The sequence below is a fragment of the Bifidobacterium sp. LH_730 genome (assembly GCF_056355835.1).
The window spans coordinates 19,896-37,516 of sequence record NZ_JBKETB010000010.1; the positions used below are offsets into that span (position 1 = coordinate 19,896).

The following is a 17,621-nucleotide window of genomic DNA, read 5'->3' on the forward strand; positions in this document are numbered from 1 at the left end:
CGCGGTTCTCTCAGCGCTCCGGGGTCACGAATTTGTATCCGATGCCGCGCACGGTGGTGATGATCGTCGGATTCTCCGGATCGTCCTCGACCTTGGCGCGCAGACGCTGCACATGCACGTTGACCAGGCGCGTGTCCCCGGAGTTCTCATATCCCCAGACGCGTTTCAGCAGGCTGGAACGGGAGATGGCCTCGCCGGCGGAGACGGCGAGCACATAGAGCAGTTCGAATTCCATCGGCGTCAGGCCGAGGTCGGCGCCGTTCTTGGTGGCGGTGTGCTCCAGCCGGTCGACGACGATGGGACCGCGCTCGATATGGTCGGGGGAATTCGCGCCGGATTCGTCCTGGCCGCCGGTGCGGCCGGTGGCGTCGGCGATGCGGAAGCGGGCGCGGATGCGCGCCAGCAGTTCGACCACCTTGAAGGGCTTGGACACATAGTCGTCGGCGCCGGCCTCAAGACCGGCCACGACGTCGGTGGTGTCGGATTTGGCGGTGAGCATGATGATCGGCACGCCGGAGGTCTGACGGATGCGGCGCGCCACCTCGGTGCCCTCCAGACCGGGCAGCATCACGTCGAGCAGCACCAGATCCGGGGCGACGGTGGGGAACATCTCGACGGCGCGCAGTCCGTCCGTGCAGGTGACGGTGGCGAAGCCCTCGTTCTCCAACACCAACCCCAGCATCTCGCCGATGGCCTGGTCATCATCCACGATGAAAATCGTCCTGGCGCGCGTTCCCCCGCCCTGCGTCATCGCAACCTCACTTCTTCCCTATGCAACCGCTTGCGGCATACCGCACACCAGTATATCCGCACCCGGCGGCGCGGCACGGCTTTGCGGCGCGGCTTACGGCGCGGCCCATGGCACGCCCGCACGCCGTCCAGGTCACTGCCCGTGCAGAATCGCGCGGATGCGTTCGAGCCGCGGACCGACCTCGTGCTCGTAGCCGCGGTCGTTGGGATGGTAGTACTCTCGCCCCGCCAGTTCGTCGGGCAAATATTGCTGTGGGGCGACGGCGCCGGGCCAGTCGTGGGCGTAGCGGTAGCCCTCGTGGTTGCCCCATTCCTTCATCAGCTTGGTGGGGGCGTTGCGCAGGTGCAGCGGCACGGCGCCGATATGACCGGCGTCCACATCGGCCAATGCCTCGTTGATGGCCATATAGCTGGCATTGGATTTCGGCGCGGTGGCCACGGCGAGCGCCGCCTCCGAGAGGATGATGCGCGCCTCGGGCATGCCGACCAAGGCGACGGCCTGCGCGGCGGCGACCGTGACCTGCAGGATCTGCGGGGCGGCCATGCCGACCTCCTCTGCGGCGGCGATCATGATGCGGCGGGCGATGAAGCGCGGGTCCTCCCCCGCGCGGATCATGCGGGCCAGATAGTGCACGGTGGCGTCGGGATCGGAGCCGCGCATCGATTTGATGAACGCGGAGATCACGTCGTAGTGATCGTCGCCGTCCTTGTCATATCGGACTGTGGCGGCGTCCATGACGGTGCCGACGACCTCGGGCGTGATAATCGGGCGGCGTGCGCCCTTCTTGCGCGCCTCGTCATGGGTGACGGCGCCGGCCGCCGCCTCCAGAATCGTCAGGCTTTTGCGCGCGTCTCCGCCGGCCATGCGCACGATCTCGGCGATGGCCTCGTCGCTGGCCTTCACCTCGCCTTTGAGTCCTCTCGGGCTTTCGAGGGCGCGGGCGACCAATTCGGCGAGCTGTTCGGGTTCGAGCGATTCCAATTTGACGACGACCGAACGGCTCAGCAACGGCTTGATGACCGAGAAACTCGGGTTCTCGGTGGTCGCGCCGATGAAGGTGACGTCGCGGTTCTCGACGGCGGGCAGCAGCGCGTCCTGCTGCGATTTGGAGAAGCGGTGCACCTCGTCGATGAAGAGCACGGTCTCCTCGCCCTTGGCCACGAGCCGCTCGTGGGCGCGGTCAAGCACCTCGCGCACATCCTTGACTCCGGAGGTGACGGCCGACAGCTCCTCGAACACGCGCCCGGACTGATTGGCGACGATCGTGGCGAGCGTGGTCTTGCCGACCCCGGGAGGGCCGAAGAGGATGATCGAACTCGGCGCGGTGAGGCTGCCCTTGCTGGCCGGATTCGCAAGGCGCCGCAATGGCGAGCCCTCCCCCAGCACCTGACGCTGGCCGACCACCTCGTCGATGGTGCGCGGCCGCATACGCACCGCCAGCGGCCGCGTCACGTCCTGGGGCGCCTCGGACGCCGCAAACAAATCCGTTCCGCTCATGCCACCCATCCTACCCCATCGTCGAACACTTGTTCGACATCGGTGCCACGCGCCGCGAGAGGCCCTTATACTTAGTAATAAAATTGTAATTACGATTATAATAATCCTGATTACAAAAAATTCCACGAAAGGTATGTCATGTTCATCGGACGGCAGAGGGAACTCGACGCACTGGAACGGCAGTGGAATGACAATCGTTTCACGATGATCGTGCTCTACGGACGTCGCCGTGTGGGCAAAACCGCGTTGGCGCAACGCTTCTGTGCAAACAAACGCACGCTTTGGTTCACCGCGCAGGAACAATCCGACACCAATAATCTCATGCGATTCAGCGCCGAAATCTATCGTTTCTTCGGCTTTCCCACATCCATGCCAGCGATGACAAGCTGGGAGGCGGCCTTCGACTTCATCCTCGAACAGACGCGCACACGCGGCGCGGGCGACCCCTACGTCCTGGTCTTCGACGAGTTCCCCTACGCGGCGGCCGCGCAACCCGCGTTGCCATCGATGATGCAGATCGCCATCGATCACGGTTTTCTCAATACGAACGTCACCATGATTCTTTCCGGCAGCAACGAAGGCTTTATGGAAAGCAAGGTGCTCGGATACCGCAGTCCGCTTTATGGCAGACGCACCGCGCAGATACGGCTTAAGCCATTCGATATCTTCGATGCCTCGCTGATGTTGCCTGGCGTGTCCCCCGAAACAGTCATGGAGTATTACGCCGCGCTGGGAGGCACACCGTATTATCTGCAGCAGATCGACACTTCACTCGGTTTTGCGGAGAACCTCGCCAAACTCTGCTTTTCCACCTCCGGACTGCTCTACGACGAACCGATGATGCTGCTGCGACAGGAATTGCGCGAACCCATGCTCTATAACTCGCTATTGGGAGCCATCGGAACCGGAGCGACCAAACGCGCCGACATCGCGGCCAAGGCAGGAATTCCCGTTGACGCGACCAGCGCATATCTGCAACGGCTCACCGATCTGGGACTCATCGAACGCGAGGTGCCGTTCGGCACCAACCCCGCGCGATCGAAAAAGGGATTGTGGCGGTTCAGCGATCCATTCTTCGCCTACTGGCACCGCTTCATCGGTCCGGCGACCACAGCGATTGAAAACGGCCAAGGGGAGGGAGCTTCCCATCACGCGACCTCGGGACCCGCGTTCGACACCTATGTCGGACAGCAGTTCGAGGATGTGTGCAAGCAATGGATGTGGCGGCATGCACAGGATGTCTTCTCCATGCTGCCCAAGGAAATCGGGCGCTGGTGGGGAGGAGATCCGAAGACTCGTCAACAAACCGACATCGACATCGTCGCCGGAGATATCGACGGCGCCCTGGCGACACTTGGCGAATGCAAGTGGCGCAATGACTTCAACGAAAGCGATACCATTGCCACACTCAAGGACAGGGTCCGGCTTATCGAGGGATACCGGCAATACCGATTCGCTCTGTTCACCAAACGACCTTGCTCGCAAGCCACCCGACGCAAGGTCGCGGACGACCCGACCCTCGAACTGATTGACATGCCGACGATGTTGGAACAAGCGAAGCCAGCTTTGCAGACGGTTCAGTCACCGACCGCGTAGTCGTGGAAGATGACTTCGCCGGACTCCTGGGTGGCGTCGAGGTCGATGGTGCCGGTGATGGCCCAGTCGTGGTCGCCGTCGGAGTCGTCGATGATCTGACGGACGCGCCAGATATGCTCGTCGGACTCATGCGATTCGTCGAGCATGAACAGCTCGGCCGAACGCGCCTCGGCGCCGGTCTCCACATATTCGTGGCTCTCGTAGTAGTCGTCGAGCGCATCCTCCCATTCGTGCACGCCGTATCCCCAGTCCTTGTCGAGCGCGCCAAGCTCCTCGGGCCGGTCGAGGTCCATCAACTGCACGCGGCGGAACATGGCGTTGCGCACCAGCACCGTGAGCCCGCGGCGGTCCTCGACCACCGCGTCGCGCTTGCCGGGGGCGGCGAGCGCCGCGGCCGCCTCGGAGGCGTCCAGCGAATCGGTGCCGGCGTTCTCCCATTCGTCGACCAGCGAGGAGTCAATCGAGCGCACGAGCACGCGCAGCCAGGCGATCACATCCTCCAACTGCTCGTCGCGCATCTCGGGCGGCACGGTGCGTGCCAAGGCGCGGTAGGCATCCGACAGATAGCGCAACAGCGTTCCCTCGGAGCGGGCGATGTTGTATCGGGAGATGTATCCGGTGAAGTCGGAGGCGGTTTCGACCATGTCGCGCACCACGGATTTAGGCGAAAGCCAGTAGTCGTTGGCCCACGGCACGTCGTGACGGTAGTGGTCGAAGGCGGCGGACAGCATCTCCTCCAACGGCTTGGGATAGGTGATTTCGGCCAAGCGCTCCATGCGTTCGTCGTATTCGATCCCATCGGCCTTCATATCGGCCATCGCCCGGTCGCGGGCAGCGCGTTCCTGCGCGCGCAGCACCTGCTTGGGGTCCTCGAGCGTCGCCTCGACCATCGAGATCACGTCAAGCGCATAGGTGTCCGACTCGGGGTCGAGCAGTTCGAGCGCGGCCAGCAGGAACGGCGAGAGCGGCTGGTCGAGCGCGAAGTCGTCAGGCATGTCGAGGGTCATGACATAGTCCTTGCCGCCGTCGCGGCCCTCAAGCACCTCGATGACCTCGGTGTCGAACAGCGTGGCGAAGATCTCGTCGGCGCGCTGGTGCAGACGCTCCTTCTGCTCGGGCGTCTGCGCAGAGTCGTCGATGAGATCATCGACGCGGGCGCGCGCGTCGCCGCCCTGCTCCACCTCGTTGAGCACCATGGAATGCGTGATCTTCAAGTGCGGCACCAAAGTCTCCGGCTCGGCGTCGATGAGCTTGTCGAAGGCGTTCTCGTTCCACGTCACGAAACCCTCGGGCGCCTTCTTGCGCTTGACCTTCTTGAGTTTCTTCGGGTCTCCTCCGGCCTTGGCGACGGCCTTGGCGTTCTCGATCTCGAATTCCGGTGCCTCGGCGATGACCAGTCCCTCGGTGTCGAAGCCCATGCGCCCGGCGCGCCCGGCAATCTGATGGAATTCGCGGGCCTTGAGGCGGCGCATCTTGCTGCCGTCGAACTTCGTCAGCGCGGTCAGCACCACCGAATGGATCGGCACGTTGATGCCCACGCCAAGCGTGTCGGTGCCGCAGATGACCGGCAGCAGGCCCTGCTGGGCGAGCTGTTCGACCAAGCGGCGGTATCGCGGCAGCATGCCGGCATGGTGGATGCCGACGCCGGTTCGCAACAGCCGCTGCAGAATCTTGCCGAAGGCGGTGGTGAATTTGACGCCCTTGATGGCCTCGGCGATCGCGGCGCGCTGCTCCTTGCTGGACACGCCGGTGGAGGCGAGCGCGTTGGCGGTTTCCAGCGCCGCGTCCTGCGAGAAATGGACGACGTAGATCGGCGTGGAGCCTTCGCGGAACGCCAGTTCGACGGTTTTCTCCAACGGGTCGAGCGTGTATTCGTAGCTCAGCGGCACCGGTCGGGGCGCGTCGGCGATCACATCCACATCGGGCGTGTCGCTCAGGTCGGCGAGTTTGTCCGCGATGGCATCGACGTTGCCGAGCGTCGCGCTCATCAGCAGGAACTGGGTGTGCGGCAGCGTCAGCAACGGCACCTGCCAAGCCCAGCCGCGCTCGGGATCACCGTAGTAATGGAATTCGTCCATCGCGACCATGCCCACGTCAGCGCGCGCGCCCTCGCGCAACGCTTGGTTGGCCAATATCTCGGCGGTGCAGCAGATGATCGGCGCGTCGGCGTTGATATGGGTGTCGCCGGTGATCATGCCCACATTGTCGCGGCCGAACACCTCGACCAGATCGAAGAACTTTTCGGATACGAGGGCCTTGATCGGCGCGGTGTAATACGAGCGCCGCCCCGTGCACAGCGCCGCGAAATGGAGCCCCAACGCCACCAGCGATTTGCCGGAGCCGGTGGGCGTGTTGAGGATCACATGGTCCCCGGCCAGCAGGTCCATGATGGCTTCCTCCTGGTGGGGCCAGGGTTCGATGCCCTTGGCGTCGATCACCCACCCGAAGAAGCGCTCGTAGATGTCGTCGGCCGTCAGATTGCGTTCGCCGCCGTCCCAATCCGGCGCCAGCCGCCCCAGCGACCCATAGTTCGTCTCGTCTGCCATGGGGCCCAGTCTAGCCGCACGCCTACGCCTCGGCGAGGCGGCGGCGGATATCGTCTGGATCGACGTCGGGCGCCAGCGGCGGCCATTGCATATTGAAGCCAGCGAGCGTGGTACGCAGCAGTTCGCTGACGACGGCGCGCGAATACCAACGGTTGTCGGCCGGCACCAGATGCCATGGCGCGGCCGGCGTGGAGGTGAGCGCGAACACCCGCGACCATGCGGCCATATAGTCGTCCCATCGTTCGCGGGCGCCCATATCGCTGGGGTCGAATTTCCATCGTTTGGTGGGGTCGTCGAGGCGGGCGAGGAAATGCTCGCGCTGCCGCTCGCGGCTGCCGACCAGGAAGATCTTGATGATCGCGCATCCATCGGCGGCAAGCTCCGACTCGAAATCGTTGATCCGCTCGCATCGTTCGCGCCACAACCCCTCCGGCGCGGCATCCCACACCTGTGGCATCACCACATCCTCGTAGTGCGAACGGTCGAAGACGCCGATCCATCCGGGTCCGGGCAATGCACGCCGCACGCGCCACAGGAAATCATGCGCCGCCTCCTCGGGCATGGGGCGGCCGAAACCGTGATATCGGATGCCCATCGGATCGCCTTGGCGGAACACATGCCTGACGATGCCGCCCTTGCCCGAGGCATCCATGCCCTGCAGCACGATCAGCAGCCGACGTCGGTCGCCGCGCGTGCCGTTGGCATATAGCAGTTGCTGGTATCGGGCTATTTCCGTGGAGCTGATGGCGACGAACCGTTTGCCGGCATCCTTGTCGCCATGGAAGCCCGGCGTTTCGTCGCCTTGGATATCGGCGAGGGTCCAGCGGCGGTCGGCGAGCGCAGGCGCGCACCCCGCCACGCTTCCATCGCGATACAGAAGCCGTTCCGCCGGCGGCACGCTCCACACGGAACTGAGCAGCGCGCTGGATTCGGCCGCCTGAGCCAAACGCTCATGCCCAGTCGCCGTCGAACCGATCTCATGCAGCCGATCAAGCCGATCCAGCCCACGCTGCGCACGGTCAAGCGCACGCTCGATGGCCTTGCGCCCCACCTTGCCGTTTCCATTCCCCTCATCGCGAGCCATGGCACCAGTCTACCGACCATGCCCGTCCACGAATCGCAACCATCACAGCACAAAACCCGGTTTTCCGCACCATACCAGTGAGGGCCGCCGGCATTGCGTTCCCGACCGTAGGCTCGGCCGAGCGGCCTGGAGCGTGTCGGGAATGCGATGCCGGCGGCCCTCACGGCCCCGCAGCGAAACGCAACCGTTTCAGCAGAACGCAAGCGTTACAGCACCTTCGACAGGAAGGTCTGCAAGCGTTCGCTCTTCGGATGGTTGAAGATCTGATCGGGGGTGCCCTCCTCTTCGATCACGCCGCCATCGGTGAAGATCACACGGGAGGCAACCTCGCGGGCGAAGCCCATCTCATGCGTGACGAGGATCATCGTCATGCCGGCCTCGGCCAGCGAACGGATCACCTCGAGCACGTCGCCGACCATCTCAGGGTCAAGCGCCGAGGTGGCCTCGTCGAAAAGCATGACCTTGGGGCGCATCGCGAGGGCGCGGGCGATGGCGACGCGCTGCTGCTGCCCGCCGGAGAGGGACCGGGGCATCATATCGGCCTTCTCGGCCAATCCGACGCGCTCAAGCAGCGTCATGCCATGCTTGCGCGCCTCCTCGTCGCTTTCGTTGTGGACGAGCTTGGGCGCCAGCGTGATGTTCTCGAGCACGGTCATGTTCGGGAACAGGTTGAAATGCTGGAACACCATGCCCACCTGTTCGCGCACCTTGTCCACGTCGGTGTCCTTGGCGCCGAGCATATGCCCACACACCTCGATGGAGCCGGAGGTGGGCGTCTCGAGCGCGTTGAGGCAGCGCAGGAAGGTCGATTTGCCGGCGCCCGAGGGTCCGATGATGCAGATCACCTCGCCACGGCGCACGGTCATGTCGATGCCTTTGAGTACCTCCGTCTCGCCGTAGCTTTTGCGCAGGCCCTTGACCTCGACCATGATCCGGTCGGTGTTCTCGCCGTCGGCGACCTCGGAGGCGACGACGTCCTTCAAGGCGTCGGCCTGCACGTCGGTATGCGGCTTGAACGGCACGAAAGCCTGACTTTCCATGGTTTCCTTGGTTTCGGCAGTGTTCTCGCTCATCAGCGGTTCACCTTCCTATCGACGATGTTGGCAAGCCAGGTCAGCAGCGTGATGGCCACGAAGTAGATCACGCCGACCATAAGCAGGGTTTCGGTGACGCGGAAGTTGGCCGCGTAGATCTGCTGCGCCTGATAGAGCAGTTCGCCGAAGCCGATGGCCAGCAGCAGCGAGGAGTCCTTGAGCATGATGACCAGCTGGTTGATCACCGAAGGCATGGCGATCTTGGTGGCCTGCGGCAGGATCACCTTGCTCATGGCCCGTCCATAGCTCAGGCCGAGCGAACGGGCGCCTTCCATCTGTCCCTTGGGCACGGATTGGATGGCGCCGCGCACGATCTCGACGAGGTAGGCGCCGGAGTTCAGCGACAGCGTGAGCGCACCGGCGATCCAGATGTTGACCGAATGACCGATGAGCTGGGGCACGCCGAAGTAGAAGAAGAACGCCCACACGAGGATCGGTGTGCCGCGGAACACGGCGACATAGGCGCGCGCGATCCAAGCGAGAGCCTTGTTCGGGCTCACCCGCAGCAGGCCGAATGCCACGCCGAGCACCAATGCGATGACGAAGGAGATCGCGGTGATGAGCAGCGTGTTCTTGAGGCCCTTCATCAACGCGGGGAAGGACTGCTTGGCCAGGTCCATGAAGCTGGATTGCTTCACAGTCTGAGTGGTGCCGTTGGATGCGTTGACGTCGGTTTTCTTGCCGGAGATCGAGGCGATCTGCTCCTCGGCGGCTTCGTCACCAAGATACTTGGTGAGGATCTTCTGATATTCGCCGTTGTTCACAATGGCTTCGAAGCCTTCGTTGATCGCGGCGAGCAGATCGGCGTTCTGGCCCTTGTTGACCGCGATGCCGTATTCGCCGTTGGGAACCTTCGGGGTCACGATCTTCAGGCCGTTGTTCTGGGAGACGCCGTAGGCCAGCACCGGATAGTCGTCGAACACGGCGACCGCGTTGCCGGACTTGACCATCTCATACATGGTGGCGGATTGGTCGACGGAGGTCACCGTGTATCCGTATTTCTCCGCGTTCTTCTTCGCGTAGGCCTCGCCCTCGGCGCCGGTCTTGGCCACGACGGTCTTGCCCTTCAGATTCTCGTATCCCTTGATATCATCGTCATCCTTGGCCACGGCCATCTGGATGCCCGACTGAAAATACGGATCGGAGAAGTCATAGGCGGCCTTGCGCTCGTCCGTGATGGACATGCCAGCCAGCACCACGTCGACCTGATTGGAGCTCAGCGCCTGGAGGGCCGCGTTGAAGCCGAGCGACTGGATCTCGACATCGAAGCCCTCCTGCTTGGCGATGGCGCGGATCAGATCCATATCGATGCCGACCATCTCGCCGTTCTCACGATATTCGAACGGCGCGAAGGTGGTGTCGGTGCCGACCTTGAAGGTCTTGCCCTTGACGGCCTCCCCGGCCTTGCCGTTGGAGGACGTCTCGTCGGAGGCCTCTTCGACGCCCGAGACCTGTTCCTTGGCGGCGTCCGCGCCGAGATACTTGGCGAGGATCTTCTCATACTCGCCGTTCGCCTTGAGGTTCTTGAGGCCCGCGTTGACGGCCTTGAGCAACGCCGGGTTCTTGCCCTTGGCGAGGATGATGCCATACTCGCCGTTCGGCACCTTCGGGGTCACGATCTTCAAGCCGTTGTTCTGGGAGACGCCATAGGCCAGCACCGGATAATCATCAAAGACGGCAACCGCGTTACCGGACTTGACCATCTCATACATCGTCGCCGACTGATCGACCGACGTGACCGTATAGCCATACTTGGAGGCGTTCTCCTTGGCATAGGCCTCGCCCTCGGCGCCGGTCTTGGCGACGACCGTCTTTCCCTTCAGATCCTCGTATCCCTTGATGCTGTCGTCGTCCTTGGCCACGGCCATCTGGATGCCCGACTGAAAATACGGGTCGGAGAAATCATACGAGGCCTTGCGCTCGTCGGTGATCGACGCGCCGGCGATGGCGATGTCGGCCTGGCCGGAGCTGACGGCCTGCAACGCGGCATTGAAGCCAAGGGACTGGATCTTCACGTCGAAGCCTTGGTCCTTGCCGATCGCACGGATCAGATCCATATCGATGCCGACCATTTCGCCGCCCTCGCGATATTCGAAGGGGGCAAAAGTCGTGTCGGTGGCGACAGTGAAGGTCTTGCCCTTCACTTCGTCGTCGGCCGCACGGGCGGTGCCGGACAGCGATCCCAGGCCCATCACGGCCAATATCACCGCCAGCATCATCGCGCCGAAACGGCGCAGCCACAGGGCATGGCTGGTGTTGGTGCTCGCAACCATAGCGGGGAGCCTTTCCACTCATGGCGGCGCGAGACACTGACGATGCCATATCGCGCACGCCGTTGTCTCATCAAACCCTGCCAGTTTACGGGAACGGTGTTACTACTGCGTATACCGGTCCCACTTCGCGCTCGGCCCAACCGCACGCCATCCCAGCTGTAGATCAGCCCAACGCCACCATGCGCGCGACGCCAAGCGCCACGACGCTCAACGCCAGCACCGCCGCCAACGTGTCGAAAGCCACACGATCGGGCACACGGCGGACGAATCCGCGGCGCATCACCTGCCATAATCCTCTGTTTCTCATACATCCAACGCTAGGCACGCCACATTGCGTCCCATGTCATCGCAGGCAAACGGCAGGTGAACACTCCCCCAATTCGCGCGGCATTGCTCTTGCCCCTTACGGATGGCCCACTCCATGCCGTCCGCGCAGATATCGTGACGTCCACTCTCCGCATAACGACACCCCATCTCGCCGACGAACATCATTGTGGATAACATGGCCTCCGACCACAATGCTCCGCACGACTGGACATAGGCGCGCGCATATCGTTCCAATGGACATATGAACGCATACGACACCGCGCCACATAACGGAGAAATCCGCAATTATCTGGCCAAAGACCTTGCCACACACGCCAAAACCACACTGGACGCATGCCAGGAAAAACTGATGCATTGCAGAACCAACCGCTCCTTGGTGTTCTCCCTCACCACGGCACTGGAATTATTCGAAATCGAACCGCCCCGCCGCAGCTCGTTGCCTGATCGGATCTTCCACGTCACCGTTCGCGAGCGCCGTTTCCGATCACACATCAAGGATGTCGAGTTCCATATGTGGAACAGACCGTTCACCGCCTACACCTTCCCAAACGGCGTCGTCGCCATGACACCGCTGGATACATGGCTGCAATTCGCCCGATACCTCGATGTGGCGGAGCTCGTGATTCTTGCGGAATCGATCATCCGTCGTTGGAATTACACGATTGCGCAATTCACGGCGCGGTTGGACGAGATGGGCGGCATCACCGGTGGCAAACGTTGTCAGGCCGCCTTGACGCTGATACGTCCCGCCGACTCAGTGCAGGAATCCCGCACACGCCTTGCGCTCCTATCCTTTGGGCTGCCGATGCCGGTTATGCAGCATCGCATCATCGATACGGAACAAGGCGCCACTTACATCGTGGATTTGGCATATCCGGAGCACAAGGTCGCGGTGGAATATGACGGCGACCATCATCGTCGGTTCCGAAAACAATATGTGCGCGATCAGCAGAAACGCCGCCGTCTGCGGCAGATGGGGTGGACGGTAATCGAAACACTCGCCGACGATCTGCGCACCAAGGCGGCCAAGGCAGCGTTTGTCCAAGAAGTGTCAAAGGCAATGGGCATACGTCCTACGGGATTTCCCATGCGCGAATACCGTGCGCTCTGTGATTCCCGGCTGGCCGTCGGTTCACGCGCCGCCAAACCTGCCGCACGGAGCGCGGCGTGAGTATGGATTTCCACGGTGACTATGTACTTGGTTATTGGTTCCTGGCTACCTAACAATGCAACACCCCTTACACAGTGCGACAAACCGTGCGCAGTGCTACATGACGTAGTGCAACAATAGCCATTTTCCGCCATTTCTGATTGTTGCACTATGCATGGTTTGTTACACCGCGCACCGTTTGCCGCACTACGTACGGTTTGTGGCACTACGGGATTATTGGGGTATCGCCAATACGGGGCACATGGCACGAGCGAAACGCGGATCATGCTTGGCATGCAGTGCCTATGCATATACGAGTAAGGCTCCGTCCCAAGCGGAACGGAGCCTCACGAAATCAGGGGTTACCGGCGCGAGTGAGAATCACTCTTCCTCGTCCGGGTCGTAGTCGACGCCAGTCTCGGCGCGCTGCTCGGCGCTGATCGGGGCCGGGGCACCGGTCAGCGGATCGCGGCCGCCGCCGGCCTTCGGGAAGGCGATGACGTCGCGGATGGAATCGGCGCCGGCGAGGATCGACACGGTGCGATCCCAGCCAAGGGCGATGCCCGCGTGAGGCGGTGCGCCGTACTTGAAGGCCTCGAGCAGGAAGCCGAACTTGTCGGCGGCCTCCTCGGCGGAGATGCCGAGCACGCCCAGCACGCGGTCCTGGATGTCGTCGCGGTGGATACGCACCGAGCCGCCGCCCATCTCCTCGCCGTTGCAGACGATGTCGTAGGAATCGGACATCGCATGCTCGGGATCCTGGTCGAACTTGTCGATCCAGTCCTTGCTCGGCATGGTGAACGGGTGATGCATCGAGGTCCACTTGGAGTGGGAGATCGAGTAATCGTCGTCGTCCGGATCGTCGGTGGGCTTGAACAGCGGGAAGTCCACGACCCAGGTGAAGGCGAACTTCTTCGGGTCGAGCAGACCGGCGCGGCGGGCGAGCTCCACGCGCACGGCGCCCAGCAGCATCTGGGCGGACTCGCGGCGGCCGGCGCCGAAGAACACGGCGTCGCCGGGCTCGGCGCCCACGGCCTCCATCAGGCCCTCGCGCTCGGAGTCGGAGAGGTTCTTGGCGACGGGGCCCTTGAGGGTGCCGTCGGCCTCGAACTGCACATAGGCAAGGCCCTTGGCGCCGCGCTGCTTGGCCCATTCCTGCCAGGCGTCGAACTGACGGCGCGGGGTGTCGGCGCCGCCCTTGAACAGCACCGCGCCCACATACGGGGCCTGGAACACGCGGAACGGCGTGTCCTTGAAGTATTCGGTCAACTCCACGAGCGGGTTGCCGAAGCGCAGGTCGGGCTTATCGGAGCCATACTTGTCCATGGCCTCCTGCCAGGTGATGCGCGGCAGCGGCAGCGTGACCTGATCGCCGAAGCCGGCTGCGTCCCAGATGGCCTTGATGACCTTCTCGGCCATGGCCATGACATCCTCCTGGTCGACGTAGGCCATCTCCATGTCGAGCTGGGTGAACTCGGGCTGGCGGTCGGCGCGGAAGTCCTCGTCGCGGTAGCAGCGGGCAAGCTGGTAGTAGCGCTCGACGCCGGAGACCATGAGCAGCTGCTTCAGCAGCTGCGGGGACTGCGGCAGCGCATACCACGAGCCGGGCACGAGACGGGCCGGCACCACGAAGTCGCGGGCGCCTTCCGGCGTGGACTTGATGAAGGTCGGGGTCTCGACCTCGGTGAAGTCCATTTCCTCGAGGGCATGGCGGGCGGCGCGGGACACGTCGGAGCGCAGCTTCAGATTGCGGGCCATGGAGGGGCGGCGCAGATCGAGGTAGCGATACTTCAAACGAACGTCCTCGCCGGGCAGCTTGTTCTCGGACTCGTTCTCCAACGCGGTGGAGACCTGGAACGGCAGCGCGTCGGACTTGGCGAGGATCTCGATCTCCTCGGCCACGACCTCGATCTTGCCGGTGGCCAGATGCGTGTTCTCGTTGCCGTCCGGGCGCAGGCGCACCTCGCCGGTCACCTTGATCACGAATTCGCTGCGCAGCGGGCGGGCCATCTCCTCGTCGTAGATGACGACCTGCACCAGGCCGCTGCTGTCGCGCAGGTCGATGAAGGCCACGCCGCCGTGGTCGCGGCGACGGTCCACCCATCCGGACAGGGTGACCTTCTGGCCGACCAAGGCTTCGGTCACCTCGGTGGCGTGATGGGTTCTGTAAGCCGTCTGGCTCATGCTATTGACTCCCTATTTATCTGGATATTTCCGTTGGAAAATCAGTCCAATGCAACGGTTTGCCGGGCATTGATGGTATCCGGCTCCCACGACGAGACATCGGCCGCCCCCTGCGCGCCCGTGACGATGTCCTTGACCTCGTCGCCGGCCCCTTCCTGCCCGGGGAACCACACGTAGGGGATGCCGAGTTTGTCGGCGTATTTGATCTGCTTGCCGATCTTGGCGGCGGTGGGCGCCACGTCGGCCGCGATGCCGCGCGCACGCAGCTGGCCGGCGATGCGGTTGGAGGCGGCGCGTTCGTCCTCGTTCCACACGGCGACGAGCACGGCGGCCGGGGACACGCGGTTGGCGTGCGCGCCGGCGGTGTGCAGCATATAGGACACGAGGCGGGACAGACCGATGGACAGGCCGACGCCGGGATACTTGCGCGAGCCGGCGGAGGCGAGGTTGTCATATCGTCCGCCGGAGCAGATGGAGCCGAGCGATGCGGCGCCGTCGAGGAAGGTCTCGTATACGGAGCCGGTGTAGTAGTCGAGTCCGCGGGCGATCTTGAGGTCGGCGATGACGGAGCCGGGGCGGATGGCGGCGGCTTCGTCGACGATCATCGCGAGCGTGTCGAGTCCCTGACGGGCGAGGTCGTGCGCCTCGGAGCCGGGCTCGATGCCGTGCTTGGCGCACAGCTCCTCGAATTTTCGGGACAGCTCCGCGCCGTCGGCGGCGGTCAGATCGGCCAGCTCGAGGCAGGCGCGGGCCTGATCCTCGGTCGCGCCGCAGGCCTCGACGAGCAGACGGGCCACTTCGTCGGCGCCGATCTTGTCGAGTTTGTCGATCTCACGCAGCACGCCCTCGATGTCGGTCAGGCCAAGACCACGGTAGAAGCCTTCGGACAGCTTGCGGTTGTTGGCGTGCACGGTGGCCTTGGGAAGGCCGAAGGCGCGCAGCTCCTCGAGCGCGGCGACCATGACCAGCGGCAGCTCGACCTCATAATGGTCGGGCAGATCGCCCTGGCCGATCACATCGATGTCGGCCTGCACGAACTCGCGGAAGCGGCCCTCCTGCGGGCGCTCGCCGCGCCAGACCTTCTGGATCTGCCAGCGCTTGAACGGGAAGGCGAGGTCATTGGCGTTCTCGACCACATACCGGCTCAGCGGCACGGTCAGGTCGAAATGGAGTCCAAGCCGCTCCTCAAGAGGCGTGTCGGACTCATGGCCGACCTCCTGCAGACGGCTCAGCAGGTAGATCTCCTTGCTGGTCTCGCCTTTCTTGAGCAGACTGGCCCCGGTCTCCACGGCACGCGTCTCGATGCCGAGGAAGCCATTGAGCTCGAAAACCTTGCGAAGCGTGTCGATGACACGCTGCTCCACCACGCGTTCGGAGGGGAGCCATTCCGGAAATCCTGATAATGATGCACCTTTAGCCACGGAATCAATATAATAGGTGACGGTTGCGTCAAAGCACCGGGGCATTCCCCGATGCGGAACGCACCCCTCCACCACATGAAGCTTAAGGAGCTGAGCATGGCCGACGAGACCACCACCATCGAGAACACCGCCGAGCAGAACGCCGAGGCGACGACGCCCACGGCAGAGCAGAACGGTGGCACGCCCGCCGCTATGCCGGCCGCCCCCTCCCCCGCCGCGATGCCGAAGCCGCACGCGCCGTCTCCCGCTGCCTTCGCGAAGAAGACCCCCGCCGCGCATGTCGCCACGCCGACGACCGCCGCCTATTCCGATGCGGATGTCAAGGCCGCCGAGGCCTTCGGCCGCGTGGACGACAACGGCACGGTCTATGTCAAGGACGGCGAGGCCGAGCGTGAGGTCGGCCAATTCCCCGACACCTCCAAGGAGGAGGCGCTGGCGCTCTATGCCCGCCGTTTCCTTGACCTCAAGGCCAAGCTGGATCTGTTCGCTTCGCGTCTGAACGCGCAGAACATCAAGCCGCGTGAGATCGATGAGTCGGTCAAGTCGCTGAGCGAAGAGACCGCCGAGCCGGCCGTCGTGGGCGATATCGCCGCGCTCAAGGCGCAGTTCGAGACCCTGAAGGCCACCGCCGAGACGAAGAAGGCCGAGATCGCCGAGGCCCGCAAGGCCGCCGTGGCCAAGGCCGTCGAGGAGCGCACGAAGATCGTGGAGAAGGCCGAGGCGCTGGCCGCCTCGCTGGGAGACAACACGAATTGGCGTTCGACCGCCGACAAGTTCCGCTCGCTGTTCGACGAGTGGCAGCAGCACCAGCGCACCACCGTGCGCATCGACAAGACCGATGCCGATCAGCTGTGGAAGCGTTTCTCCTCGGCACGCACGACCTTCAACCAGGCCCGCCGCAAGTGGGCCCAGGCACGTGACAACGAGCGCAACCACGCCAAGGAGGTCAAGGAGGCGATCATCGCCGAGGCGAACGAGCTCAAGGACTCGACCGCCTGGGGCGAGACCTCCCGCAAGTTCAACGACCTCATGGATCGTTGGAAGAAGGCCGGCCGCGCCGGGCGCAATGACGACGACGCGCTGTGGGCCCGTTTCCGCGAGGCCGCCGACACCTTCTTCAACGCCCGCCAGGCCGACCGCGAGCAGATCTCCAGCAACGAGAAGGAGAACCTGGCCGCCAAGGAGGCGCTGCTGGTCAAGGCCGAGGCTCTGGTGCCCGTCGCCGACGAGAAGGCCGCCAAGGCCGCCCGTCAGGCCCTCGCCGCCATCCAGGAGGAGTGGGATCAGATTGGCTACGTGCCGCGCGACGACATGCGCCGCATCGAGGGCCGCCTTGACGCGGTCGACAAGCAGATCAAGGCCGTCGAGGATGCTGCTTGGAAGCAGTCCGATCCGGAGGCCGACGCCCGCAAGTCGAGCTTCGAGCTGCAGCTCAACGCCCAGCTCGAGGAGCTTGCCGCGAAGATCGCCGCCGAGACCGATCCGTCCAAGAAGGCCAAGCTCGAGGCCGAGAAGGCCACCAAGGAGCAGTGGCTGAACGCAGTGCGCTGACCCGCGGTGACCCGCTCAGCAGGTCACCGCGCGAGCCGGCCGTAGAGGGAGCCCAGTGGGCTCCCGTGCCGGCGGAGCCATCCTTATAGCAAAACTACAAAAACCAAGAGCCGGACCTTACAAGGCCCGGCTCTTTGCATAAGAGAC

The 17,621-nt window shown here is 63.7% G+C and carries 12 protein-coding genes; 3 read left to right on the forward strand and 9 right to left on the reverse strand.

Annotated features, from left to right (window positions below):
* Positions 1-10: 10 nt before the first annotated feature.
* Positions 11-751 carry an MtrAB system response regulator MtrA gene (gene mtrA / locus AC1AUD_RS10670; protein WP_476574368.1) on the reverse strand — a complete coding sequence of 247 codons (741 nt, stop codon included), beginning with the start codon at positions 749-751 and terminating at the stop codon, positions 11-13.
* Between the two features lie 132 nt (positions 752-883).
* On the reverse strand, positions 884-2,248 hold the full coding sequence (locus AC1AUD_RS10675; protein ID WP_476574369.1) for a replication-associated recombination protein A: 1,365 nt from the start codon (positions 2,246-2,248) through the stop codon (positions 884-886).
* Between the two features lie 138 nt (positions 2,249-2,386).
* On the opposite strand from AC1AUD_RS10675, the gene AC1AUD_RS10680 reads away from it, so the two are divergent.
* Positions 2,387-3,844, forward strand: coding sequence for an ATP-binding protein (locus tag AC1AUD_RS10680; protein ID WP_476574370.1), 1,458 nt, complete (start codon positions 2,387-2,389; stop codon positions 3,842-3,844).
* On the opposite strand, the gene AC1AUD_RS10685 is transcribed toward AC1AUD_RS10680, so the two are convergent.
* The 5 genes from AC1AUD_RS10685 to AC1AUD_RS10705 form a co-directional block, all read right to left on the reverse strand.
* Positions 3,826-6,390: a DEAD/DEAH box helicase gene (locus AC1AUD_RS10685; RefSeq protein WP_476574371.1), complete on the reverse strand. Its 2,565-nt coding sequence runs from the start codon at positions 6,388-6,390 to the stop codon at positions 3,826-3,828. The genes AC1AUD_RS10680 and AC1AUD_RS10685 overlap by 19 nt on opposite strands.
* A 22-nt stretch (positions 6,391-6,412) precedes the next feature.
* Positions 6,413-7,474 carry a PPK2 family polyphosphate kinase gene (locus AC1AUD_RS10690; protein WP_476574372.1) on the reverse strand — a complete coding sequence of 354 codons (1,062 nt, stop codon included), beginning with the start codon at positions 7,472-7,474 and terminating at the stop codon, positions 6,413-6,415.
* 206 nt (positions 7,475-7,680) lie between these two features.
* Positions 7,681-8,403, reverse strand: coding sequence for an amino acid ABC transporter ATP-binding protein (locus AC1AUD_RS10695; RefSeq protein ID WP_476574430.1), 723 nt, complete (start codon positions 8,401-8,403; stop codon positions 7,681-7,683).
* 143 nt (positions 8,404-8,546) lie between these two features.
* Positions 8,547-10,841, reverse strand: coding sequence for an ABC transporter substrate-binding protein/permease (locus AC1AUD_RS10700; RefSeq protein ID WP_476574373.1), 2,295 nt, complete (start codon positions 10,839-10,841; stop codon positions 8,547-8,549).
* A 163-nt stretch (positions 10,842-11,004) separates the two neighbouring features.
* Positions 11,005-11,148: a hypothetical protein gene (locus AC1AUD_RS10705; RefSeq protein WP_476574374.1), complete on the reverse strand. Its 144-nt coding sequence runs from the start codon at positions 11,146-11,148 to the stop codon at positions 11,005-11,007.
* 261 nt (positions 11,149-11,409) lie between these two features.
* On the opposite strand from AC1AUD_RS10705, the gene AC1AUD_RS10710 reads away from it, so the two are divergent.
* Complete coding sequence (locus AC1AUD_RS10710) at positions 11,410-12,339, forward strand: endonuclease domain-containing protein (RefSeq protein WP_476574375.1); 930 nt, start codon at positions 11,410-11,412, stop codon at positions 12,337-12,339.
* A gap of 360 nt (positions 12,340-12,699) precedes the next feature.
* Here AC1AUD_RS10710 and aspS read toward each other — a convergent pair whose 3' ends face one another.
* Together aspS and hisS are read right to left on the reverse strand one after the other, a co-directional pair.
* A complete protein-coding gene (gene aspS / locus AC1AUD_RS10715) occupies positions 12,700-14,502 on the reverse strand; it encodes an aspartate--tRNA ligase (RefSeq protein WP_476574376.1) in 1,803 nt (600 codons plus the stop codon).
* A 41-nt stretch (positions 14,503-14,543) separates the two neighbouring features.
* On the reverse strand, positions 14,544-15,866 hold the full coding sequence (gene hisS, locus AC1AUD_RS10720) for a histidine--tRNA ligase (protein WP_476574431.1): 1,323 nt from the start codon (positions 15,864-15,866) through the stop codon (positions 14,544-14,546).
* A gap of 153 nt (positions 15,867-16,019) precedes the next feature.
* On the opposite strand from hisS, the gene AC1AUD_RS10725 reads away from it, so the two are divergent.
* The gene (locus AC1AUD_RS10725; RefSeq protein WP_476574377.1) at positions 16,020-17,474 is read left to right on the forward strand and encodes a DUF349 domain-containing protein; all 1,455 of its coding nucleotides are present in this window, start codon (positions 16,020-16,022) and stop codon (positions 17,472-17,474) included.
* The last annotated feature ends 147 nt before the right edge of the window (positions 17,475-17,621 follow it).